The sequence below is a fragment of the Vibrio sp. QJM3NY_35 genome, assembly GCF_057785915.1.
Genome location: NZ_CM173507.1, coordinates 1,119,527 through 1,141,931, shown reverse-complemented (window position 1 = coordinate 1,141,931; position 22,405 = coordinate 1,119,527). Strand labels below are relative to the sequence as shown.

Genomic DNA, 22,405 nt, shown 5'->3' with positions numbered 1-22,405 from the left:
GCACAAAAAAATGGCCGCATCATTCGATGCGGCCATTTTCAAAATTTAATGTCACTTGAAGACTTAAAGCATTTTACGAGCAGCTTCTACAACCACTTTGATTGAGCGCGCTTCCGTTACTTTTAGAGTGTCGTGATCAGGCGTCTCTTTTTGAGTACGGTTGATGATTACACCCGCAACACAACCTGCTTTCAGACCAGAACTTGCACACATAGTTAGCAGTGTTGCAGATTCCATCTCGAAGTTTAGAACGCCCATGTCTTGCCATTCTTGCATAGAACCTTGGAAACGCTTAACAACGCGACCAGAGAACGTATCGTAACGCTCTTGACCTGGGTAGAACGTATCGCTTGATGCCGTTACGCCCATGTGAACTGCAGCGCCAGACTCTTCAACTGCTGCTTTCATTGCTGTTGCCACTTCGAAGTCAGCTACTGCTGGGAACTCCATTGGAGCAAAGTGCAGGCTAGCGCCGTCTAGACGAACAGAACCTGTAGAAACAATCATGTCACCCACGTTTACGTGAGGTTGGATAGCACCAGTAGTACCAACACGTAGGAAAGTGCGAACACCAAGTTGAGCAAGCTCTTCAACTGCGATAGAAGTCGATGGACCACCAATACCTGTTGAACATACAACAACTGGCTTGCCGTCTAGCTCTGCGCGGTAAAGCGTGTATTCACGGTGACTAGCAAGGAATACTGGGTTCTCCATCTCTTCTGCAATTTTTTGCACACGAGCAGGATCACCAGGGATGATCGCAAGAGTAGCACCGTTAAGATCTGCTTCAGTAACACCTAAGTGGAAAACAGCTTGAGACATAGTTCGCTCCTTTTGGCTTATTGGGCTTTTTACCCTTATTTAAGCTCATAGTAAATTCGTGGGGTACGAACACACTCTAACCAAGCTCATTACAAAATGAAGTGACACATGTCACATGAATGATCGCAACAATAATTCAAGTTTCACAAAAAACCGATTGGCATCACAAAAATAAGCAATCCGCACGCCTATGTTGCATACTAATGAGACAAAAAGCGCCTTTAACGTATTACCGCTAAAGGCGCTTTTATATTAAGAATGCTCTATGTCGGTGAGCTCGATTTAGTCCGCTTTAGATTTGAATCGAAGCAGACGCAATGCGTTCAATGTCACCAATGCAGTTGCACCACTATCCGCTAAAACTGCCACCCACAAACCGGTAATACCTAACAAGCTTGTCACCAAGAATACGCCCTTCAAACCAAGCGCAAGGGCTACGTTTTGACGGATGTTGTTCATGGTCGTTTGCGACAGTTCAATCATCGCTGGCAGCTCAGTTAATCGGTTATGAGTCAGCGCTGAATCTGCCGTTTCCAAAGCGACATCCGTACCACCACCCATTGCGATGCCGACATTCGCCGTTTTCATTGCTGGTGCATCATTAATGCCATCACCGACCATCGCCACGTGCGAGTGTTGAGATAACTCCTCAACGTAAGATACCTTGTCGCTTGGCAATAGGCTTGCCTTGTACTGCATACCAATCTTGCTACTGATCGCTGCTGCACTGCGCGGGTTATCGCCGGTCAGCATGATAGATTGAATACCCAAGTCATTAAGTCGTTCAATCGCAAGCTTAGCGTCACTGCGTAACGTATCTTGCCAAGCAATCAGACCAATCACAGTCGTAGTTTGCTCTGTTAACTCTTCTTGATCTTTAACCTCAAGAGCAACCACAACCGTCTTGCCCTCGCCTTCTAATGCTTCTACCTGAGAAACCACATCGGCACCAAGTTCGAACGTGACTTTAGACGGTGACAGAACCTGATACTTAACACCATCAACATCACCTTCAACACCACTACCAATCAACGCTTTCTTGTTGTGTGATTCAGGAATCTCAATATTCAGGTCTTTTACTTTAGCGACCAGTGACTGCGCCAACGGGTGAGTAGAGCCAACTTCAATTGCCCCAACTACAAGCAGCATCGCATCTTGTTGCCAACCCGATAGAGGTTGAATGTCCGTAACCTGAGGCTTACCTTCGGTCAGTGTGCCTGTCTTATCGAAGGCGATGGTTTGGATTTTACCAAGCTGCTCTAGCGCTGCGCCGCCTTTAATGAGCGCGCCACGTTTCGCTGCTGCAGCCAAACCAGAAGTAATCGCTGCAGGAGTCGAGATAACCAAGGCACACGGACAAGCAATCAATAACAGCGCTAGGCCACGGTATACCCATGTTTCCCATGGCTGTGCAAACAACAATGGTGGCGTGATGATGACCAACAGAGCCACTACCATCATTAACGGTGTGTACCAACGGCTGAACTTATCGAGGAATCGCTCTAGTGGTGCTTTACGTGACTCTGCTTCTTCAATAAGATGAAGAATACGATCGATCGCGTTCTCACCCTGTTTCGAAGTGATGGTGATACGAACCACTTTATCGACCACCACAGCGCCAGCCATGATGCTATTACCTTCGACATGTTCAACAGGAACAGATTCACCGGTTAACGCACTTTCATCAAAGCTTGCCGCGTCTGTAACCAATCGGCCGTCAGCAGGTAAACGAGAGCCCGCAGCCACTTCAATCACATCACCGGGAACCAGTTCACTGACTGCAACTTCTACACGTTCACCGTTGATGATCTTGGTTGCGTTTTCTGGTACCAATGCCATTAGCGCTTGAACGCCACTTCTTGCTCTAGATGAAGCAAACGCTTCTAAGCGCTCACCAATCAAGAACAACAATAGAACCATCGCCGCTTCCGCAGTTTCACCAAGGTACAAAGCACCCAGCGCGGCAACGCTCATTAAGGTTTCAATAGCAAATGGTGTTCCTGAACGTGCCAACAGAACCGCTTTTTTCGCCACCGGATATAAACCAAGCAAACAAGTTACCGTAAACAAGCCTTCACTTAATTGAGGAGAGGTACTTTTCAGAAGCGCAGCAAACAGCATTGCCGCTGCAATCGCGATAATCTGTAAATTAGGTTGGATATGAGCTTGCCAAAAAGTCTCAGGTTGTTGTTTTTCTTTCTTTGAACCGACTTCCGTAAGAGGGAAACCCGTTTTAATAGAGACCTGTTCAATGGTGTCGGCAAGGCTTTCATTATCGAATTTCACAACCAGCTTTTCGGTAGCAAAGAGAACCTTCGCTTGAATAACACCGTCAATATTGCTGATCGCGTTTTCTATTTTTCTTGCACAAGCTGGGCAGTCCATTCCGGCAACCAACCAACTTTTCGAAAATTGAGCGTCGAAAGATGAGGGTAAGGACTGACTGTCCTCTTCTCCACTGTCCGAACTACAACAATCATCCCCTGACGATGAAGGAGCCGCAGAAGAAGAACTACAACAGCCAGATGAAGTACCTGCTGCCGTGATGCTGGAAATTTTAGGGCTAGAGCAAGTTGCTCCTGCCGCTTGAGGTTGAACGTCCACTTTTGTTGAGCGGCACGCTGCATGTTTTGCGCACATAATGTATCTCCTTAATACTCAAAAGCCTTGAGGTTGTTGCTGACTCACGAGCAACAGAACCTTAAGTTCATCAAAAGTATAAACCTTGGAGGCTACTCCAAGGTCAAGAAGAAGTTATCAAGAAAACAAAAATATTATGCCAGCGCCGATAGCTTACTGAGATTTAAGCTCCGCACACTCTTCACGGTTCGCCGATACATCATCAATAAGAACCGCATCGTGTGAACAGAATGGCTGAGTGTTCAAGCTGACAATCGACACATCATCTTCCACTGGATCAACTTGAGAGCCCTGCATTAACTCAGCAATATGATGTCGAAGTACCAAAATACCTAAAATCCCGAACAGAACATTACCCAAGGCTTGACCATAGAGAACACCCAAAGCGCCATACCATTGTGAACCTAGATAAACGAACGGCAGAGTACCTAACGTCGCTTTGCCCAAATTCAATGCTGTCGAGTAAAGCGGTTTACCTAGGTTATTGAAAGAGGTATTGGCAACAAACAGCGCGCCGTTAAAGGTAAATGTCAACGCCACATAGGTACAGAAAGCCGCCACAATGATTGCTGCATCACCTTGCAGGCTAAAGCCTTGAATGACGTAACCTTGAACGAAGTACAACAGAATACAAACGGCGATGGTATAGAGTGTCGTCACCAGTAACGAGTTGTTGAGTGTTTCTTTAACTCTATCCATTCGTTCTGCACCAAAGTTCTGACCAATGATTGGCCCCACAGCGCCAGACAAGGCAAAGATAACCGCAAAGCAAACTGGCGTCAGACGACCTATCACGGCAAAGCCCGCGACAAAATCCTCACCATATTGTGCGATACCCGTTGTTACAATCGCGTTACCGATAGGCGTTGCGGTATTGGTGATAATCGCAGGCAACGCAATCGCCAATATAGGTCGAATATTAATGCGCCATTGCACAAAAGAAGGTGGAGCCACCAGCTGATGGCTGCGAATCAGGGGATAAAGCGAGAAGAATAGCACTGAGAAGCGAGCAACAACCGAAGCGATAGCTGCCCCTTCGATGTTCCAACCAAAACCAAAAATAAACAGAGGATCGAGAATCGCATTAACAATTCCGCCCGACAAAGTCGCCCACATCGAACGTTTGGCATCACCTGCCGCTCTTAAGCCTGCACCCGCTGCCATCGCTAACGCCAAAAAAGGACCACTTGGTAGCAAAATCTGTAGGTAAGCTTGAGCACGCTCGGCTGCAATGCCTTTGGCGCCTATCGCGGCTAGCAGCTCTGGAATATAAGCGAACATGATTGCCGTTACCGTGGAACTGATAACAAACGCAGTCAACATGATACTGGTGCTTAGGTTTCGAGCGTGTTCTTGATTCTTTGAGCCGATGGCTTTGGAGACTAATGCGCCCATGGCAATGGAAGTACCAATCGAAACAGAGGTAGAGAAAAAAGTCAGCGTACCTGCAAAGCCTACCGCAGCAGCCAATTCGACCTGCCCGAGCATACTGATAAACAACATGTCGAGTAAATCAACCACAAATAACGCCATCAAACCGACAGAGCCAGCCCCCGACATCACCAATATGTGGCGCATCGTTGAACCTTCAACAAACTTTGCCGTTTGATTTGACATGAAACCTCCAAAAGTTGGAATACCCAAGAGCTAAAGCCCTATCAACTAATCAACAGGCTAGGGATCCACAAAGAAAGGATCGACCAAGAAAAGTGCTATACATAAAAAAGGCGCTAGTGCGCCTTTTTTCAATTGAGGATATTGAGAAAAATAATCGTTCTTAACACGCTACTATACCTGATGTTTGAAGCATTCTTCCAAGTTCTTGCCGATTGCTCTCAAAACATCGGTTCTAGTGATCATACCCACCAGTTTTCGATTATCGATTACAGGGTATGCTTTAGGTTTGCCCACCTGCATCATGTCCGCCAATTCAATAATGGATAAGTCAGGTGACACCGACAGTACTTCTTGGTGCATGCAATCACCCACAAGGTGTGTGTCTTGGCAGAAGTAACTGACCTTCACAAGTTTCTCGAGTAAATCCTGCTCAGAAAGGAAGCCTATCACTTGTTCGTTATCATCGATTACGGGTCCACCCATGTGGTGGCTACGCATCACTTTGTCTAACGCTAGACTTAACGGCATATCAGGAGTAAATGTCACAACCTGCTGCGTCATGTAATCTTTCACTTTAATAGAATGCATTGCGTTCTCCCTAAATACTTTGCGTTATATATTTTTCTATCTTGTTAAGTTAATTGTTGTCTAAAATCTTGATTTTACTAAATGGATTTCAACAATTTTATTGATAGGCAAAACCTAACAAGACAAAAAAGTGAGACAAACAAAGGGTTGAGCACGTTTTCGAACGCCAGAAAAAAGAAAAAAAAGAGCCCTTACAAAGCCTTACTTTCCCTTGCTTAACCTTACTTAGCCGAACTAGCCTGCGTAAATAAACCCTGTAATCTTCACCGCACTAATAATTAGAAATCCCGATTTAGGAAGTTTATGCAACACGACAACAACATGTACGCGTATGTTTATGCAGGTAACGACGGTACAGAAAACACACTCATCGCAACTATCGATAATCAAGAAAAACCGCTGATATCAAGCTGCGTTGATGAGATAAAACGCATGTCATGCTTAGCCATTGATTTAGCAGCAAAACACGACCTAAAAGTGAAGCTGGTTAAATATCAAAGAGAACAAGAGATCGACTTCGGCCTATTCGTAAAATAGTGAGTCCGACACTGGTTTGGTTAATCACGAACTGGCAGCCACAGCAGCAATAGCAAAGCATTAGCAAGCGTAATCGCCGTGAATGGCTGCCGAATTCGACCTGACAAGCCTAACAGGTAAAGGCTATAATGATCAGACGGCGTCCTTGCCGATTTTCATTGTCCAAATACGGTTTACTATGTCTTCTCAAACCTCACCTAAAACGTATCTAACTAATTCCTTATCTAAGTTAAAAAGCTACTTTAGTGAGTTATTAGATTTCCAATCACGCATTTGGGTGGTTCATATCTTTGAAGACTCTATTACCGATCAGTCGTTTGTGATTAATGAAGATGGATTTAAAGAACCGCTAGAGTGGATGAAAAAACGTGATTACCAGGTGAGAATGCTTGATCGTGTTGATAAGATGAAAATCTCACAGGTGATTGATATTCAGTTCGAAGACAAAATGCATCGCTTGATGCGAGTGAAGTAGCTCTATTGTTTGGGCACGCACGAAAAGCCATTACTAGAAATTAAGCATAAAAAAGGCCAGCGCTCGCTGACCTTCTCTCATTGGCTACAAACCATCATCTAACGCGCACAATACCCATGCCACAAACGCACCGCTTTCTGGTATGCCTCAGTTTTATCGTGCGTTTCCGCAAACAGAATGGCTGTCATGCTGTCGACAACGGTATTCGACATTAGCGCCATCTCTTCAGCCGAAGTGCCAAGTACACATTGACTAGGAAATGGCAACTCTAGGTTCATCATCTCTTCCCAGTAGAACGATTCGACTTTGTCAGGAGAGCTCATCCACACCGTTTGGCTAACTTTAGGATTATATTCCGACTCACCGTTCATCCCTTTGAATGAAATCACCGAGTGGGATTTATTGCCAATAACATGCTCAACTTCCGCATGAAGTTGTGGGAAGCCAGGATGGAAACTGCCACGCAGACCTAAACGGCCACCACCCGGATTCAATGCTCGAACTACCGTGTTAATTGGTGTTCTCAAACCGTAACGGTGTTTCCAACCAATCATGGTTTGTGCTTCGGGCGCAAAGTTAGCTAGCGGTAAATAAGCAATGCCGTCTTGTTCAAGAATCGACTTAGCATGTTCAGGGCTCTCAGCACTTTGCACACCGACATCTTGCAAATGGCTTTCAACGTGCGTCCTACCGCTCGGCTTATCCATATAGCCATGCATTAACACTTTATAGCCATTGTCAGCTAAGATTTTTGCCGCCAACAAGTTCCAAGGCTTGCCACTGGCGTTATCGTTACGCTTACCTGCATAACACGGCCAATCAATATCAGCGCCTAAATCTGGCACTCGAGATTGAAACGCTTTTACAAAGCCAGCGATCTCTTCATTGGTTTCATTCTGCACACGAATCAACATCAGTAGCATAGCCATTTGGTCGTCACCGACTTCTCCGCTTAAATACTCATCCATGATGCGGTAGGCTTGTTCGAACGATAAAGGCTTACGCCCTCTTTCTCCTCGTCCAACTGTACGAATACACTCTAAAATACTACTCATTGATTGTTTATTCTCTTCCGTTGATATCAATAAAATTCGAATACACTTTCGATTCTATGATACCCACCGTGCATTGCAAAGCGATTCAGTTGCTCTCGACCGAATTACCAATACGCGGATTGGTGTTCTAAAAGTAAACTTACTGGTGTAAAATTAGCGTATGTAATGCTAACCGCGACATATTGAGTAGTATCCCGATGACTGTAAAAAAAACGCTGAGCCAAAGAAAACGTGAATCGATCGTTGCCGCTGCTATCGCAGAGTTTACTGAGCATGGCTACAAGGCCACCAGCATGGATAAAATATCGAGCCGCGCAGAAGTATCAAAGCGAACCGTATACAATCACTTTGCCAGCAAAGAGCTGCTTTTAGATGAGATTCTGGACAGCATTTGGAGCAAAACTCTGGCCGCGACGCATTTCCCTTATCAAGCAGAACTGCCACTTGAAGAACAGCTTTCGTCGATAGCCAATCAAGAACTTGAGTTACTTGAGTCTGAAGGCTTCATCGACCTGTCACGCGTGTTGTTCTCAGAGTATTTCCATAACGCCGAACTGGCGCATCAAGCGATGGAAAAATATTCCCAAGCAGAAAGTGGACTTACAACCTGGATTAAAGCCGCGTTGGCAGACGGTCGTTTAGTAGAACTAGACCCACAATTCGCCTCCACGCAGTTCATTGGTCTGCTTAAGTCTTTTGCGTTTTGGCCGCAAATCATTGGTCATGTGCCGTCACCGGATGCTGCGCACAAACAAGTGATCATTACTTCAAGTGTCGAGATGTTCCTTAAACAATATCAGGCGTGATTTTGGTGGTTGATGAGAATTCAACCACAATAAAACCATCACTAGTATCTGCTGTTATTTTCCCTATACTGCAACCCACTTCGTCATTACGACTCAGTAAAACTTCAACTTTAGGTAACCCTATGATTACTTTCACCACCAACTTTGGCGATATCGAGATTGAACTGAACCTTGAAAAAGCGCCAGTAACGTCGAAAAACTTCCTTAAATACTGCCAAGACGGTTTCTACGAAGGCACGACATTTCACCGTGTTATTGAAGGTTTCATGATTCAAGGTGGTGGTCACACTATCGACATGACAGAAAAACCAACTCGTGCCCCAATCGTCAACGAAGCAAACCGTGGATTGAAGAATGTGATTGGTTCTGTGGCAATGGCTCGTACTGATGCACCACATTCTGCAACGGCGCAGTTCTTCATCAACCTAGATGACAACGATTTCCTCGATCACACCTCAACAACCAACGCTGGCTGGGGTTACGCGGTATTCGGTAAGGTTTCAGCGGGTATGGATGTGGTAAACAAAATCGCTGTCGCACCAACAACCATTCGTTGGGGACACGAAGATGTGCCTTGCGAAGATATTGTGATTACTAAAGTCACCATCAACGAGTAATTCCTTCACGTCCTTTCCCGCCCCTAGTGCATTCGAATTGATAGCACAAAGAAAAGAAGGCTGTGCGATAGGACTATGGTGGTAAGGGTTCGACTTTACCACCTGTATTCAAAGCTCGTTGTTAAAATCGTTACCAACGAGAACGATAAGTACGGTGACACCCTTTGCACGTCTTATTCGCAGAATTTAACCCTTGCTCTGCACTCGACAAGTCTTGTTCAACACTCGCCTGATAAAGCTCAGAAAAGCACTTGAAGAACAACTCGTTCCTATCCCCGTTCGTTTAAACAAAGAGTTGATGAACGAGTTAGATGCTGAAGAACAGCAAGAAATGCTCAAGCTACTTCAGAAAGTAGTCGCGGCAATCTGATCTTACCGCGTTCACTGCTTACCAAGCTTAGTGCTTAGAAATTATTACACTCTGAACGTGTATTGAAAAACAACCCACACTCGGCCTTGCGCCGAGTGTTTTATTTTCGTCTCGACCATTTGATATAGCAAAACAGTGAAGCAATGATCACCGCCCCACCGAGCAGCTTCTGCATCTCTACACTTTCGCCAAGCACACTCACACTTAACAGCAGCGTCCACACTGGCTCAAGAATCATGATCAATGCCGCCACTTCCATGTTCACGGAGTGCTGACCGACCGTTTGCAGCAAGTAACGAATAGACGTTGCGATCACCGCAGAGACAATAAACCAGAAGACTAAGGTTTTGGTGATTTCGAACTCCGGCTGAGCAGTCATAGAAGCAAAGGCTAAACCACTCACACCCACCACAAACAGTTGCACACAGATTGATGCGATAGGCTTGATATTGGTAATCACACGCTTGTTCATCACAAAGTGAACGGACAACAACATCGATGCTAGTAAGAAGTAAATCTGACTCTGCTCAACATGCCAGCCGTTGCCCAGAGTCAGCAATAGCATGCCGATAATCGCGATAGGGAAAGACATCCAAAACGCACGATTAGGCTTAACTCGGAACAAAATCCAAGACACAAAGGGGGCAATGATCATAGCTAAGCTCATGATGAATGCCCCTTCCGACAGGCTTTCCGTCACTGAAACCGCAAACACCCATACCTGTAATGAGGCAGACAACAACAAACCCACGCCGCAAAGAGACAGAATCTGCTTAAGCGAAAGCTTACGAATATGGTGAATACAAAATGGCAGAAGAATAAGACTCGCGACGAGGAATCGCACACCAATGAACAGTGGCCCAGGCATTTCTAATACCACCAGCTTAGATGCAATCCACCCCACCCCAGCTAGCAGGGTGGCAAATAGAAGGTAAAGCTCTCCGCGCATCGCTTTCATCATTTTACTTAGTCCAATAACAAAAAAAGCAACCCGACTCTGCAAGGTTGCTTTTTATAAACATTCAACAGGATCGAGATACTATCTCAATACTCTGCTTCAGGCAGCTGTTTTTAGCCTGCGTATTCTGGGTAATCCGTTAAACCTTTTTCAGCACCACCGAACAATGTGTTTGGATCGTGCGCTGCAAGTGGGTAACCATTTTGAATACGAGCTGGTAAATCTGGGTTCGCAACGAATGGACGACCAAAACCAACCATGTCAGTTACGCCTTCAGCAACGGCTTTTTCGCCACGCTCGCTATCGTATTTACCCGCATAAATAAGGACACCCTCGTAGGCTTCACGAACTGCCGCTTTAAATGCTTTTGGCGTTTCAGGTGCATCGTCCCAATCAACTTCTGCAATGTGTAGGTAAACAATTTTGTATAGGTTAAGTAGTGCTGCCGCAGCTGTGTAAGTCTCTACTGGTGTAGCGTCAACCGTACCATTCAACGATGTGAACGGAGCAAGGCGTACACCAACACGGTCAGCACCAATCGCTTCAACCATAGCTTCAACCACTTCGCCTAGGAAACGTAAACGGTTTTCAATTGAACCACCGTATTCGTCAGTACGGTTGTTTGCTTCAGAATCGATGAATTGGTTGATTAAGTAACCATTCGCTGCGTGAAGTTCGATACCATCAAAGCCTGCTTCAACCGCATTCAAAGCCGCTTGGCGATACTGTTCAACCACTTCTTTAATGTCTTGTTTCGTCATCTCACGAGGTTCAACCACGTCAACAAAGCCCGGTTCATCAGTGCCGTTATCGATGAATACTTTTACGTTTTCTGCTTTAAGTGCAGAAGACGAAATTGGTTGTTCACCACCAATGTTGTCTGGGTGTGTTACACGGCCTACATGCCAAAGTTGAGCGAAGATAACGCCCTCTTTTTCATGTACGGCATCAGTCACTTTTTTCCAACCCGCAATCTGCTCATCAGAATAGATACCCGGAGTCCAAGCATAGCCTTGACCCATAGGTGAAATTTGTGTGCCTTCAGCGATAATCAAACCCGCAGAAGCGCGTTGAGCGTAGTAAGCCGCCATCATGTCGTTTGCTGAATTACCAGGTTGCGTTGCACGAGAACGCGTCATCGGTGGCATAACAATACGGTTTTTAAGCTCGATATTACCAAGTTGAATTGGTTGAAATAGTGCGTTTGTCATTGTTATATCCTCGATTAACCTAGTTGAATCAGTTCGATTTGGTAGCCGTCTGGGTCAGTAATAAAAGCGATATGAGTTGAGCCGCCTTTCACTGGACCCGCCTCGCGAGTGACGTTGCCACCTAGCGATTTGATTTTGTCACATGCTGCGTAAATATCTTCTACACCCAATGCCAGATGACCAAACGCGCTGCCCATCTCGTACTCGTTAGTATCCCAGTTGTACGTTAGCTCGATAGTCGTGCCGCCTTGCTCGTAGCCAACAAAAACCAATGTATAGCGATAGTCTTTGTTTTCGTGGCGTTCAAGTTCCTTCATTCCCAATACCTTGGTGTAGAACTCGATAGACTTGTCTAAATCAGTAACTCGGATCATAGTGTGTAGGAATTTCATATTTCGCCCTTTTTAGCCCAGCAACCTGAGCCGATATAATCGTGAGTGGAGGTTACCCACTTCTTTGTTAGGGTTAATATACGAGCTAACAGCAAATAAATGAAATTATCAAAAATTCTCATTATGATAATTTTTTGTTATAAAGCGCTTAATACAGACGATTTGTTATGGAGATATTCGGCAAACAAAAGATAGGGCGACAATCAGAAAGCGGAGCGCCAACTGTTTAGCGATTTAGACATGTCATTAGTCGTATTGATGATCTGCTCTCTGAACCACTTATGTGCCGGATCGGTGTTCTGTTTTTTCAACCAAATGAGGTAATGAGAGATAGGCTGATAATCGAAAGGCGGTTTGAACAACTGTAACCCAAGACGTTCCTGAAACTGGATCGCCATAGAAAGCGGCACAACAGTGATGTAATCAGTCTGGCTACACAGCATTAGGTTACTGGCCATAGAGCTGCCGTGAATTACAATTTTACGCGAGGATAAGTCTAACGAAGTGTAGTGAGTCAAACTTCTTACTTGGCGACGTGTTCTGGCTAAAACCGCATGTTGCTCACTGAGATATTGCGCCTCGGTGATCTCACCTTTGATCCTAGGGTGCCCATTTCGGCAAACAATCACAAACTCACTGTCGTAGAGCTTGTCGCTCATCATGCTTGAATGCTCAGGCAACACAATGTCGATCATCAAATCAAACTTCTGAGTTAATAGATCCTCATGGACTTGATCATCACTATCTGGTTGGTCATACACCTCAAGAGATATGCCTTGATTGGGTAACTGAGAAAATCGATCGAGCAACATCCACTTTAAATGTTCGGGAACCGAAGCCACAAACCTGCGCTCCGTACTCGCTTCATCAAACCCAGCCATACCTTGAAACACGCCGTTGAGCTCGTGTATTGGCGCTTTGATTTGCTCATACAAGCTTTGCGAGTAAGCCGTAGGCACAACCCCTCGCCCACTGCGCACAAACAACTCTTGGCCAATTTCATTTTTCAGTCGGCCGAGCGCAGTGCTGATCGTCGATTGATTGGTATTCAAATGATCGGCAGCCTTACTCAAACTGCCCTGCTCCATCACCGCTGAAAACACAGCCAATAAGTTAAAATTCGGAATGTCATTACTCATGATTCAGTGCTCATTTGGCGATAGATTTAATTATCTTATCGTAAAAGCGATAGAATGAAACAACGGATGCTCATTGAGAAAACAAAACTGAGAAGGAAGCATCATATGGTAAAGAGCAAAAATGTCAGAACAACTCACTCTTTCGAATAGCTGCCACATTCGCCAGATTGGAATCTAAATCTCTTCGCTGTGCCAGTAACGCTTAATCCCCCCTAGACTGGTCGGAGTATTCAATATTTCCGCCCTGCCTTATTGATACTTTTATAGCCACTTCTATGATCCAGGCTAATTAAATAGACATATTTTATAAGCCGAGTTTGAGCCTGTTCAAATAAACCCACCTCAAGTTTACACAACCACTCAATTCATCGTAATTACGATAATTTAATATCGCAATAATGCGTAGATAGCACCAGTTACACTTCCTATTATTTCGCCAACAAATCAATTCTTAACCTAAACAGAAAACCTAAAAATGTGTAGATGATGGTGTTGCACACATCACGGACGACGGCCTTAAAACCCAATGCAGCAAACGAACCTATCAATGGTAGACGTTACTTAAGAATGATTTCGCCAGGTGTTTTTAACACTCTATTCGCGAGAATGCGTTGTCTACGTGGTCAAAGCGATTTTTAATTGTCATCTAGTACTTTTGACTCAGTAGGTCTATACGGTTACGTGAGTTCAACACCTCTTTCAGATGTCTTCTAAAAGTCTTGTACCAAGGCTGCACTTTCTCTCTCCTTATTTAGGTTGAGATATGAACTTTATTAAAATCGTTTTCCAGAAAATCTGGGCCGTTGTGATGGTCTTGATTAAATTCTGCCTGTTTATGGCGGTGATGTTTGCTGGTGCATGGGCTCTTGCACCATTAGGCACAATCCATTCGAAAGACATCGACATGTCTCAATTCAACAATCATCCCAATGAAATGATGATGAACTTCTTCCAGATGGAGTCCTTCTCTGGTTACTTGTTCTCAGTGACCATTGCTGTGGTTTTAGCCGGTGTTTACGGCATGTGGCAGTTGCATGAACTGGGTGTGCATAAAGCAAAAGAGCACAAAAGCGCTCACGTTCAGATCGTGTTTGCACTGTCACTTTGCGGACTATTCATCAGCAAAACATTCTGGGTTATCGCTTTGGTTATCGCATTAGCGAACTGGAAACATATTGGTCAATCACTGAGTGATGTGATTCGCCGTGGTGTACAGCCTAAACAAGACGCGACCAATACAGAGACTGCCGCAGTCCACGTATCACCTGAACAACCGGTAACAGAGCCGTCTTCAGTAGAGCAATCTTCAAAAGAGCAGGCTTCAGAAGAAAAGACTCCAACAACACCATCCGCTACAGAAAAAGAGGTCGCATAATGAAAGAGATGATGATTCCATACATCCTAATTGTATGGTCACTGTTTGCGACAGGCGCACTTAAGAAGAACTTCAAGAACTACACATGGGCAGCCATTGGTGGCGTAATGATTCTTGCGGTATTAGCGGTAATCTCTCGCTTGTGGGCACCCGTTGATTTAACCAACTCAACCACAGTGAAAGCACCACACGCGGTAATGTCACCTATCTTTGGCCAGCAGATCGATCAAGTGCTTGTTGAGCACAACCAAATGGTTAAAGAAGGCGACGTAATTTACACACTCGTCGACATTGACTCAGCCGCAGACAAAGCAAAGATCGAATCTTCAATTGTTCAGAAAGAAGAACAGATCAAGCAAATGAATCGCGACTTAGAGCGCGCTGAAACGTCACCTGAAATCTTCAATATGCGTGACGTAGAAAAGTACGAATCCGATCTTCGAGTGCTGCACGCTGAACTTGTGTCGTTAAAAGCCGATCTACAAAAAGTAAATTGGGCGCAAGAGAAGAAAACCATTAGGGCTGAATTTGATGGTCAGGTTTCGATAGTGAATATTGCTGAAGGTTCTGTAATGGGTAACATGCACCTCTACAACACCAGCAAAAAGTTCCTTGAGATGCGTATTTCAGACCAAACTTATGGCTATGTTCAAGTAGGAGACTTCGCTGAATTCTTCGTTGATGCCTACCCAGGGCATGTATTCCGAGCAAAAGTACACAGCTTTAATGCAGGTACCGGTGAGTCGAGTATTTCTCCGCTTCAGGGACCACAAAGCGTCGGTCAACACGTGGTAAGAAACGGTAATGGTTTAGGTCGTACTATCGTACTTGAGATCATCGAACCTGAAGGTTACAACATCCCTATAGGTTCAACTGGCGCAGCTTGGATCTCGGCTGAGAAGCCACACCCATTCTGGGGCTTCATTGACGTGATTGGCGCAGCCACCGTTCGCCTACAATCTTACAAGTCATACTTAGGTGCTTGGTAAACAAGTTACGCGTAAGAGTTGGATAGAAGATAAACAAAAATACCCCGCTCGTCGGGGTATTTTTATTACAGCGGTGCATGGCTCTCAAAATTAAACAAACTGAGAAACAACATACCTCTCCCTCAAAAATACACAGTTAATCGGCTCTTTCCCCTAAAAATGTACTCTCAATCAAGTGGTTTTCACGCCCAACCTCAACAACTCAAAAAACCAACCACAACCAGATAAAAGTAGCAATCAAACTAGGCGCTTATTTATGGGAGCAATGCATTAATTTTAACTATAAGATTGTAATTTCCGCTCAGAAAACACTCTCGTTACAATCAGTTACAAAATACGTTATAAAAGTGATGTTAAAACCACCTGTTTAATCCAATCCCAAACAAAAAATGTGATTCTCTACCATTATTTGAAATATTTTTATGCTTAAATACGACAAATTTCAATTAAAGGTGAAGGGATAACATGTCTGCAAAAGCATTCGGCGACTTTTACTGTTACTTACATTGCCTCAATTTACTTTCAATCAAAGAACAAGGGATAACACCAAAAGAGTACCTGGATGATGTGCGCAAAGAGCCTTTTTATTATCGTGGAGGCACCTCCAAAGAAGCGCAACAAAAGTGGGCGGAGCGAATCTTGGAGTCGATCTACAAATATCACGGTATTCAAGGCGACGGTCCAAACGGACATAATGATCTCTTGATACGAGAAGGTATCGCATCAAAAGCCCGCTACAAAATAAGAGAAGGCGCTGAATTCGATGTTAACCCGGGATTACATGAATCAATAGCAATACTCAACACCATCGGTAGCCAATTACTTGAACGAGTTCTACCCGCGGCAGGGTCTAAACTCAGCAAAGCATTAACACTGCTTTCTAGGTCCAAGAATGTGTCAAATGCTGCGCCCTTCAAGATACACATTGGCAATTATGACCTCATAGCCCCTAAAGCAGATTACACAGTGCTGAGTAAACTCGAGAACGCACTAGAAAACCGTCTTGTGGTTTCATTTGATTACGAAGGAAGTCGTTGCGAAGTCGATCCATATGCTTCATTTGTTTACCAAAAGGCTTTCTACCTTGTCGGTCTAGAGCGCTATAGAAAAAGCACTGAAAGTAGTTTGATGCTCGGCGACTATCGTGCTTACAAGGTCCATAATATTAACAATCTTGAGATTCACTCTACTCAGAGTTTTTCAATGGGTAATCAAAAAGACTTTTGCCTCCATGATTTCCTCTCATCAAGCAATGGTAAAATGGTTAATGGTGGCGAAACCTGTGAAGTAGTCTTAAAGATGAAAAGAGACACTGATGGCTACAACAAGTTTGTAGATGAATACAAACTAAGTGAATGTCAAAAAATAGAAGAGGTCGCTGACAGCCATTACATTGTAAGAGCTCAAGCTCGTGATAGCGTGGTTTTCAAAAGCTGGCTCATTAACAACGCCGATTGCGTTGAAATTTTAAAACCACTACAACTACGTACTGATGTAATACAAGACATTAAACACGCTATGAGCGTATGTGCACATTAAATTTAAAAATCATCATATATGAAGTTCAACATTGGATCCTCCAATATCAATAACCATTCAACATTGTAATAAGTTAAACAATAAACAAAAGTAATTAATAAAGTAGCATTCAACTAAAATAAAATTAACGGTATTATTTTTAGTTATTTCCTATTTTAGACAGAAAATGTCAGATTTTATTGGCTTTGTTGCGTAATTAAATTTATAGATAGAGCTACCCCATTTCGTGTGTTTCTTAGTCAATACGACAAGTTTCAGGCATACCTAACCCAGTAAGCTTGTTCAACGCTTTTATCATCGCGTAAGTCTCACCCACCTGCGCATTGTAATGTCTTAAGCTCAATCGTCCTCCTAGTAACTGTTTTACTCGATACATCGCTGTTTCTGATAGTGAACGTCTGTGGTACCCATACCGCTCTTTCCAATACTTATTTGAGCCGTATAACTTCTGGCAACCCACGGCGAGGTTTCGAGGATGACCACGCTCCCAGAAGGCTGCCCCTTCTCTTGGGGGAATAAGCGCAATGGCTCCCTTAATCTTAATAGCAGCATGACACAATCTCGTGTCGTAAGCTCCATCACCAGACACCTCAAGGATACTTCGGCGTGTTTGTTTCAGTAAGTTCGGGAGGACTTCTCCATCTGTAACCGTCGATAAACTTAGCTCGGCTGCGATAATTTCATGAGTGCTTGTATCAACGGCAATATGCAGCTTTCGCCAAACTCTACGCTTACCATCTGTCCCGTGTTTTTTGACTTTCCATTCACCTTCGCCATAAACCTTTAGGCCAGTTGCATCAATGGCCAGGTGCTGTATTGCTCCTCTCGCTTTAGTCTTAAATGAGACCTCAACTTGCTTTGCTCTACGACTGATGCAGGTGTAATGCGGACAACTTAATGGAACATGGGCAAGCCTAAATATTGAGTCGATAAACCCTTGCAGAGCTCTCAGTGGCATAGAAAAAACTCGTTTCACCATGAGCGCTGTCGTGATAGCTAAATCGCTGAACCGACGTGGCCTCCCGCGCTTACTCTGTTTGCTTTGCGCCCACCCGTTTATTGCCTCTTCATCAATCCAAAAGGTCAGAGAGCCACGGTTAATAAGTGATTGGTTGTATTGCTTCCAGTTGGTTGTTTTGTAACGAGGTTTAGGCATAGAGCTACGAGAAGGAGTGAACGTAGCTGATCAGATCGTAGGCTCTTGATTTAGTTCCATTGAATTACGCAACAAAGCCGCTCAATGTTGCCAATGGGAATCGTAAATTCAATTGCTCATTAACGATGGCAACGAACTACTCGCCTTTTCATAAAGCTTGTTAGAAACCGCCCAGTAGCGAGCCAATAATGATAATAAAAAACCGAGCTATTTAGATAGCTCGGTTTTTTACATGCTTGCCATTCACCTACAAGAAAGGCAGTGGAATCAACTCCAGTCCCAGCACACCACTGATGCTCATCACCACCAGCAGAGAGACCTTGAAGACTGTCTTTGACCATTGAATGTAGTTAAGACAATCAACCTTACGGAACGTCACTTTGGTCCACATAAAGCAAACGGCTGCCGACACGGCTAGGTATTCATAACCCGCCTCTCCGAGTAAAAATAACCCCAGAGCAACCGCACCAAACGCCACCACATAAGCTTTCATGTGCTGATGTGCTTTATCAACGCCCTCTTTCACCGGTAAAACAGGAATGCCTGCATCGCGGTAATCTTGAATGCGGAACATCGCAATCGCATACGAGTGTGGCATTTGCCATAAGCAGAACATGATGAACAGCAAAACCGCTTCTAAGCTCAAGTAATTCGTCACACCAAGGTAACCAACTAATGGCGGAACTGCGCCAGAGATACTGCCAACTAAGGTGCCGTAAACCGAATTACGCTTGTACCACATGGTGTAGAAAAAGACGTAAAACACATAGCCAAGCAACACCACAACCGCAGACATCGGATTAACAAATTGAAACAGCAACGCTGTGCCTGCCAACAACATAACTAACGCATAGATAAATGCGACGTCTGTGTTGATATTGCCCTGAACCAATTCACGGTTCTGGGTACGTTTCATTTTCTGGTCGATATCTCGATCAAAGATGTTGTTCACCACGCAACCTGATGCAATCACAAGCCCTACACCCGCTAAAGTCGTCAGTAACAACATCGCACTGGCTGGTTCTGTTTTTGCGGCGAGGAAGAACCCCGCCGCAACAGAAATCAGGTTGCCGAAAATGATGCCTGGTTTGGTAATAGACAAATATTTTTTCAGCATACCTTGGCCTACAACTTCATGTTGACGTTCATGTTGTAGATGATCCATACCGAGCCAGCGATAAGAATCAATACAACAATGGCAGTAAACATCAGTGACACCAAGTTCCAACGCCCATCGGAAGATTTCGCTTCCATATGTAAGAAGTACTTAAAGTGCACAAAGATTTGCACCAGCGCACAACCGAACAAGATCACGTAAGTTTCCGTGCTTGGTAACGCATGTGACCACACAATGTAGAACGGAATAATGGTCAGGATTAGTGACGCAATAAAGCCTTTCACATAATCCGTTGCACCGCTGTCTAGATGCTGTTCCATTACATCACCCCTATTAAGTACACGATGGTAAATACGCAAATCCAAACGATATCAAGGAAATGCCAGAACAAGCTTAAGCACTGGAAACGCATCGACATATTGTCGTTCAAGCCTTTGGTTGAAAGCTGGTGATACGCCACCGCCATCCAAATCAGACCGAACGTTACGTGCAAACCGTGTGTGCCAACCAAGGTAAAGAACGCAGAAAGGAATGCGCTTTCTTGAGGACCATAGCCTTCTGCAATCAAGTGATGGAATTCATATACTTCCATACAGATAAAGGCTAAGCCCAATACGAAAGTGACTTTTATCCATCGCTTCAGTCCCGTAACGTCTTTGCGCTTCATTGCAATCATGCCAAAGCCAAAGGTGATACTACTGAACAACAGCATCATGGTTTCGACAAACACGAACGGCAGTTCAAAGATGTCTTTACCTGTCGGCCCTGCGATTGATCCACTCTCAAGCACGGCATAAGTCGCGAAAAGCGTGGCAAACAGGACACAGTCACTCATCAAGTAAACCCAGAAGCCAAACAACTTATTGCCCGCAGCTTCGTGGTGATGATCATGCGAGTGTGCAAGATCATAAGTGTGTGACGGAGTATTAGCTTGCATACGTCGTCTCCAAATCATCTTTATTGTCGTTGTTATCACTGTCAGCGCTGTTACCACGACCAGAGTTGTCGCCTTTCACTGACTGTTTCTTCGCTTCTTCAAGCTGTGCACGTCGAGCCGCTTCAATCGCTTTGATCTCTTCAACTTCCACGTAGTAGTCCACATCGTCGTTGTAGCTGTGTTGAATACACGTCACCACGATGCCCACTAAGCTTGCTGCTGCTAACCACCAGATGTACCAGATCATCGCGAAGCCAAATGCCAACGCCCATGCAGAAACATAGATACCTGTCGGTGTATTCTTCGGCATGTGAATACGTTCGTATTCTTCTTCCTGAGTTGGGTCAAACTCACCACTTTGCTTTTGATACCAGAACGAATCGATCTCATCGCCCTTAGGCAGTTTTGCAAAGTTGTAGAACGGCGGTGGTGAAGACGTTGCCCATTCGAATGTACGTCCACCCCATGGGTCACCAGTTAGCTCTCGGTTTTGGTCGCGGTCACGAACACTCACGTAAATCTGAACGAACTGACACACCACACCCATCGCAATGACGCCGGTACCAGCAGCCGCAACCGCCAGTAGAGGGAAGAACTCAGGGTTGATGTCTTGGCTCAAACGACGCGTCATGCCCATAAAGCCCAGAGCGTAAAGCGGCAAGAACGCCATCAAGAAACCGATGAACCAGCAGTAGAATGCGCGTTTGCCCCAAAGCTCGTTCAGAGTGAAACCAGTCGCTTTCGGGAACCAGTAACCAATCGCAGCAAAACAACCGAAGACAACACCACCGATGATTACGTTGTGGAAGTGAGCAATCAGGAATACTGAGTTATGCAGAATGAAATCTGCGCCCGGTACTGCCATCAATACGCCCGTCATACCGCCAACGGTGAAGGTGATTAGGAAGCCCACTGTCCACATCATTGGCGTGGTGAAGCGGATACGACCTTTGTACATGGTGAATAGCCAGTTGAAGATCTTAACCCCGGTTGGGATAGAGATAATCATGGTCGCGATGCCGAAGAAGGCATTCACATTGTCGCCAGAACCCATAGTGAAGAAGTGATGCAGCCAAACCACAAACGCTAAAATAGTGATAGCCACCGTCGCCCATACCAGCGAGGTATAACCAAACAGTTTTTTGCGAGAGAAGGTTGCAGTCACTTCAGAGAACACACCGAAGATAGGCAAGATTAGGATGTACACCTCAGGGTGTCCCCATGCCCAAATCAGGTTCACATACATCATCACGTTGCCACCAAGGTCATTGGTGAAAAAGTGCGTGCCGATGTATCTATCCAACGTCAGTAACGCAATGGTTACCGTTAGGATTGGGAAAGAGATGATGATCAGGATGTTGGCACACAGAGATGCCCACGTGAATACTGGCATCTTCATCATTGGCATAGACGGAGTACGCATGCGCAAAATAGTCGCGAAGAAGTTCACACCCGTTAACGTGGTACCCACACCGGATATTTGCAGCGCCCATATCCAATAATCGACCCCGACTCCCGGACTTGCCTCAATGCCAGACAACGGCGGATACGCCAACCAACCCGTACGGCCAAATTCACCTAAGCCCAGTGACATGTTGGTTAGGATGATACCCACTACAAACAGCCAGAAGCTCAGGTTATTGAGGTAAGGGAACGCAACATCACGAGCACCAATTTGCAGTGGCACAATGATGTTCATCAAACCGATAACCAAAGGCATCGCGACGAAGAAAATCATGATCACGCCGTGAGCCGTGAAGATCTGGTCATAGTGATGTGGCGGTAAATAGCCTGTCTCACCCGCTGCGGATAGCAATTGCTGACTACGCATCATGACGGCATCGGCAAAGCCACGGACTAACATCACCATCGCGACCGCAATGTACATGAAGCCCAATTTTTTGTGGTCTACAGAAGTAAACCATTCATTCCAAAGGTATTGCCACTTACCGGCTTTTGTTACCGCATACACCACTAAACCACCCACTAAAGCGATCATGGTTAACGTGATCAAAATAATGGGTTCGTGGTAGGGAATTGAGTCTAGAGTTAATCTTCCAAACAT

Annotated in this window: 22 protein-coding genes and 1 pseudogene; 8 read left to right on the top strand and 15 right to left on the bottom strand. The window is 44.9% G+C overall.

The annotated features are described in order from the left end of the window. Nucleotides 1-63: 63 nt before the first annotated feature. The 4 genes from udp to AC3CH3_RS05200 form a co-directional block, all read right to left on the bottom strand. Nucleotides 64-822, bottom strand: coding sequence for a uridine phosphorylase (gene udp, locus AC3CH3_RS05215; protein ID WP_017632176.1), 759 nt, complete (start codon nucleotides 820-822; stop codon nucleotides 64-66). 282 nt (nucleotides 823-1,104) lie between these two features. Next, nucleotides 1,105-3,462, bottom strand: a complete 2,358-nt coding sequence (locus AC3CH3_RS05210; protein ID WP_488537885.1) for a zinc/cadmium/mercury/lead-transporting ATPase — start codon at nucleotides 3,460-3,462, stop codon at nucleotides 1,105-1,107. A gap of 153 nt (nucleotides 3,463-3,615) precedes the next feature. After that, on the bottom strand, nucleotides 3,616-5,079 hold the full coding sequence (locus AC3CH3_RS05205) for an MATE family efflux transporter (RefSeq protein ID WP_048658273.1): 1,464 nt from the start codon (nucleotides 5,077-5,079) through the stop codon (nucleotides 3,616-3,618). Nucleotides 5,080-5,250: 171 nt separating this feature from the next. Next, on the bottom strand, nucleotides 5,251-5,667 hold the full coding sequence (locus AC3CH3_RS05200) for a CBS domain-containing protein (protein WP_048658272.1): 417 nt from the start codon (nucleotides 5,665-5,667) through the stop codon (nucleotides 5,251-5,253). 303 nt (nucleotides 5,668-5,970) lie between these two features. Between AC3CH3_RS05200 and AC3CH3_RS05195 the strand changes: the two genes are divergently transcribed. Both AC3CH3_RS05195 and AC3CH3_RS05190 read left to right on the top strand, forming a co-directional pair. Further along, nucleotides 5,971-6,204: a hypothetical protein gene (locus AC3CH3_RS05195; protein WP_048609358.1), complete on the top strand. Its 234-nt coding sequence runs from the start codon at nucleotides 5,971-5,973 to the stop codon at nucleotides 6,202-6,204. A 178-nt stretch (nucleotides 6,205-6,382) separates the two neighbouring features. Further along, the gene (locus tag AC3CH3_RS05190) at nucleotides 6,383-6,679 is read left to right on the top strand and encodes a hypothetical protein (RefSeq protein ID WP_488537884.1); all 297 of its coding nucleotides are present in this window, start codon (nucleotides 6,383-6,385) and stop codon (nucleotides 6,677-6,679) included. Between the two features lie 98 nt (nucleotides 6,680-6,777). Here the strand turns inward: AC3CH3_RS05190 and AC3CH3_RS05185 are convergent, their stop codons facing one another. Then, complete coding sequence (locus tag AC3CH3_RS05185; RefSeq protein ID WP_488537883.1) at nucleotides 6,778-7,734, bottom strand: glycosyl transferase family protein; 957 nt, start codon at nucleotides 7,732-7,734, stop codon at nucleotides 6,778-6,780. Nucleotides 7,735-7,931: 197 nt separating this feature from the next. Here AC3CH3_RS05185 and AC3CH3_RS05180 point away from each other — a divergent pair, with 197 nt between their 5' ends. Together AC3CH3_RS05180 and AC3CH3_RS05175 are read left to right on the top strand one after the other, a co-directional pair. After that, nucleotides 7,932-8,540, top strand: coding sequence for a TetR/AcrR family transcriptional regulator (locus AC3CH3_RS05180; protein WP_017065287.1), 609 nt, complete (start codon nucleotides 7,932-7,934; stop codon nucleotides 8,538-8,540). Nucleotides 8,541-8,662: 122 nt separating this feature from the next. Further along, nucleotides 8,663-9,157, top strand: a complete 495-nt coding sequence (locus AC3CH3_RS05175; RefSeq protein WP_048609354.1) for a peptidylprolyl isomerase — start codon at nucleotides 8,663-8,665, stop codon at nucleotides 9,155-9,157. Between the two features lie 130 nt (nucleotides 9,158-9,287). On the opposite strand, the pseudogene AC3CH3_RS05170 reads toward AC3CH3_RS05175, so the two are convergent. Continuing rightward, nucleotides 9,288-9,404, bottom strand: a pseudogene (locus tag AC3CH3_RS05170) (cytochrome c); the annotation flags it as partial. Here AC3CH3_RS05170 and AC3CH3_RS05165 point away from each other — a divergent pair. Further along, nucleotides 9,372-9,527 carry a hypothetical protein gene (locus tag AC3CH3_RS05165; protein ID WP_488538183.1) on the top strand — a complete coding sequence of 52 codons (156 nt, stop codon included), beginning with the start codon at nucleotides 9,372-9,374 and terminating at the stop codon, nucleotides 9,525-9,527. The pseudogene AC3CH3_RS05170 and the gene AC3CH3_RS05165 overlap by 33 nt on opposite strands. 100 nt (nucleotides 9,528-9,627) lie before the next feature. Here AC3CH3_RS05165 and AC3CH3_RS05160 read toward each other — a convergent pair whose 3' ends face one another. The 4 genes from AC3CH3_RS05160 to AC3CH3_RS05145 all read right to left on the bottom strand — a co-directional run bounded on the left by AC3CH3_RS05160 (nucleotide 9,628) and on the right by AC3CH3_RS05145 (nucleotide 13,227). Continuing rightward, the gene (locus tag AC3CH3_RS05160) at nucleotides 9,628-10,488 is read right to left on the bottom strand and encodes a DMT family transporter (protein ID WP_488537882.1); all 861 of its coding nucleotides are present in this window, start codon (nucleotides 10,486-10,488) and stop codon (nucleotides 9,628-9,630) included. A gap of 110 nt (nucleotides 10,489-10,598) precedes the next feature. Continuing rightward, entirely contained in the window at nucleotides 10,599-11,696 is a 1,098-nt protein-coding gene (locus tag AC3CH3_RS05155) for an alkene reductase (RefSeq protein ID WP_019822425.1), read from the bottom strand. Nucleotides 11,697-11,710: 14 nt separating this feature from the next. Next, nucleotides 11,711-12,088, bottom strand: coding sequence for a lactoylglutathione lyase (gene gloA, locus AC3CH3_RS05150; protein ID WP_017084654.1), 378 nt, complete (start codon nucleotides 12,086-12,088; stop codon nucleotides 11,711-11,713). A gap of 203 nt (nucleotides 12,089-12,291) precedes the next feature. Then, nucleotides 12,292-13,227, bottom strand: a complete 936-nt coding sequence (locus AC3CH3_RS05145; RefSeq protein ID WP_488537881.1) for a LysR family transcriptional regulator — start codon at nucleotides 13,225-13,227, stop codon at nucleotides 12,292-12,294. Between the two features lie 763 nt (nucleotides 13,228-13,990). Between AC3CH3_RS05145 and AC3CH3_RS05140 the strand changes: the two genes are divergently transcribed. From AC3CH3_RS05140 to AC3CH3_RS05130, 3 genes are all read left to right on the top strand, one after another. Next, on the top strand, nucleotides 13,991-14,602 hold the full coding sequence (locus AC3CH3_RS05140; protein WP_017065282.1) for a hypothetical protein: 612 nt from the start codon (nucleotides 13,991-13,993) through the stop codon (nucleotides 14,600-14,602). After that, nucleotides 14,602-15,591, top strand: coding sequence for an efflux RND transporter periplasmic adaptor subunit (locus tag AC3CH3_RS05135; RefSeq protein ID WP_488537880.1), 990 nt, complete (start codon nucleotides 14,602-14,604; stop codon nucleotides 15,589-15,591). The genes AC3CH3_RS05140 and AC3CH3_RS05135 overlap by 1 nt, the downstream gene beginning before the upstream one ends. A gap of 465 nt (nucleotides 15,592-16,056) precedes the next feature. Then, on the top strand, nucleotides 16,057-17,130 hold the full coding sequence (locus tag AC3CH3_RS05130) for a helix-turn-helix transcriptional regulator (protein WP_488537879.1): 1,074 nt from the start codon (nucleotides 16,057-16,059) through the stop codon (nucleotides 17,128-17,130). A gap of 235 nt (nucleotides 17,131-17,365) precedes the next feature. Here AC3CH3_RS05130 and AC3CH3_RS05125 read toward each other — a convergent pair whose 3' ends face one another. From AC3CH3_RS05125 to cyoB, 5 genes are all read right to left on the bottom strand, one after another. Then, the gene (locus AC3CH3_RS05125; protein WP_488537233.1) at nucleotides 17,366-18,286 is read right to left on the bottom strand and encodes an IS5 family transposase; all 921 of its coding nucleotides are present in this window, start codon (nucleotides 18,284-18,286) and stop codon (nucleotides 17,366-17,368) included. A 247-nt stretch (nucleotides 18,287-18,533) separates the two neighbouring features. Next, entirely contained in the window at nucleotides 18,534-19,403 is an 870-nt protein-coding gene (cyoE, locus tag AC3CH3_RS05120; RefSeq protein ID WP_488538152.1) for a heme o synthase, read from the bottom strand. Between the two features lie 8 nt (nucleotides 19,404-19,411). After that, nucleotides 19,412-19,723: a cytochrome o ubiquinol oxidase subunit IV gene (cyoD, locus tag AC3CH3_RS05115; RefSeq protein ID WP_010439794.1), complete on the bottom strand. Its 312-nt coding sequence runs from the start codon at nucleotides 19,721-19,723 to the stop codon at nucleotides 19,412-19,414. Beyond that, on the bottom strand, nucleotides 19,723-20,358 hold the full coding sequence (gene cyoC / locus AC3CH3_RS05110) for a cytochrome o ubiquinol oxidase subunit III (protein WP_488537878.1): 636 nt from the start codon (nucleotides 20,356-20,358) through the stop codon (nucleotides 19,723-19,725). The genes cyoD and cyoC overlap by 1 nt, the downstream gene beginning before the upstream one ends. Further along, the gene (gene cyoB, locus AC3CH3_RS05105; protein ID WP_488537877.1) at nucleotides 20,330-22,405 is read right to left on the bottom strand and encodes a cytochrome o ubiquinol oxidase subunit I; all 2,076 of its coding nucleotides are present in this window, start codon (nucleotides 22,403-22,405) and stop codon (nucleotides 20,330-20,332) included. The genes cyoC and cyoB overlap by 29 nt, the downstream gene beginning before the upstream one ends.

Coding starts and splice junctions, on each gene's coding strand:
- AC3CH3_RS05140 (WP_017065282.1), top strand. CDS start 13,991: ATGAACTTTATTAAAATCGTTTTCCAGAAAATCTGGGCCGTTGTGATG.
- AC3CH3_RS05180 (WP_017065287.1), top strand. CDS start 7,932: ATGACTGTAAAAAAAACGCTGAGCCAAAGAAAACGTGAATCGATCGTT.
- AC3CH3_RS05200 (WP_048658272.1), bottom strand. CDS start 5,667: ATGCATTCTATTAAAGTGAAAGATTACATGACGCAGCAGGTTGTGACA.
- AC3CH3_RS05185 (WP_488537883.1), bottom strand. CDS start 7,734: ATGAGTAGTATTTTAGAGTGTATTCGTACAGTTGGACGAGGAGAAAGA.
- AC3CH3_RS05195 (WP_048609358.1), top strand. CDS start 5,971: ATGCAACACGACAACAACATGTACGCGTATGTTTATGCAGGTAACGAC.
- AC3CH3_RS05160 (WP_488537882.1), bottom strand. CDS start 10,488: ATGATGAAAGCGATGCGCGGAGAGCTTTACCTTCTATTTGCCACCCTG.
- cyoE (WP_488538152.1), bottom strand. CDS start 19,403: ATGCTGAAAAAATATTTGTCTATTACCAAACCAGGCATCATTTTCGGC.
- cyoB (WP_488537877.1), bottom strand. CDS start 22,405: ATGTTTGGAAGATTAACTCTAGACTCAATTCCCTACCACGAACCCATT.
- AC3CH3_RS05130 (WP_488537879.1), top strand. CDS start 16,057: ATGTCTGCAAAAGCATTCGGCGACTTTTACTGTTACTTACATTGCCTC.
- cyoD (WP_010439794.1), bottom strand. CDS start 19,723: ATGGAACAGCATCTAGACAGCGGTGCAACGGATTATGTGAAAGGCTTT.
- AC3CH3_RS05155 (WP_019822425.1), bottom strand. CDS start 11,696: ATGACAAACGCACTATTTCAACCAATTCAACTTGGTAATATCGAGCTT.
- AC3CH3_RS05125 (WP_488537233.1), bottom strand. CDS start 18,286: ATGCCTAAACCTCGTTACAAAACAACCAACTGGAAGCAATACAACCAA.
- AC3CH3_RS05210 (WP_488537885.1), bottom strand. CDS start 3,462: ATGTGCGCAAAACATGCAGCGTGCCGCTCAACAAAAGTGGACGTTCAA.
- AC3CH3_RS05135 (WP_488537880.1), top strand. CDS start 14,602: ATGAAAGAGATGATGATTCCATACATCCTAATTGTATGGTCACTGTTT.
- gloA (WP_017084654.1), bottom strand. CDS start 12,088: ATGAAATTCCTACACACTATGATCCGAGTTACTGATTTAGACAAGTCT.
- AC3CH3_RS05175 (WP_048609354.1), top strand. CDS start 8,663: ATGATTACTTTCACCACCAACTTTGGCGATATCGAGATTGAACTGAAC.
- AC3CH3_RS05205 (WP_048658273.1), bottom strand. CDS start 5,079: ATGTCAAATCAAACGGCAAAGTTTGTTGAAGGTTCAACGATGCGCCAC.
- AC3CH3_RS05145 (WP_488537881.1), bottom strand. CDS start 13,227: ATGAGTAATGACATTCCGAATTTTAACTTATTGGCTGTGTTTTCAGCG.
- AC3CH3_RS05190 (WP_488537884.1), top strand. CDS start 6,383: ATGTCTTCTCAAACCTCACCTAAAACGTATCTAACTAATTCCTTATCT.
- cyoC (WP_488537878.1), bottom strand. CDS start 20,358: ATGATTTGGAGACGACGTATGCAAGCTAATACTCCGTCACACACTTAT.
- udp (WP_017632176.1), bottom strand. CDS start 822: ATGTCTCAAGCTGTTTTCCACTTAGGTGTTACTGAAGCAGATCTTAAC.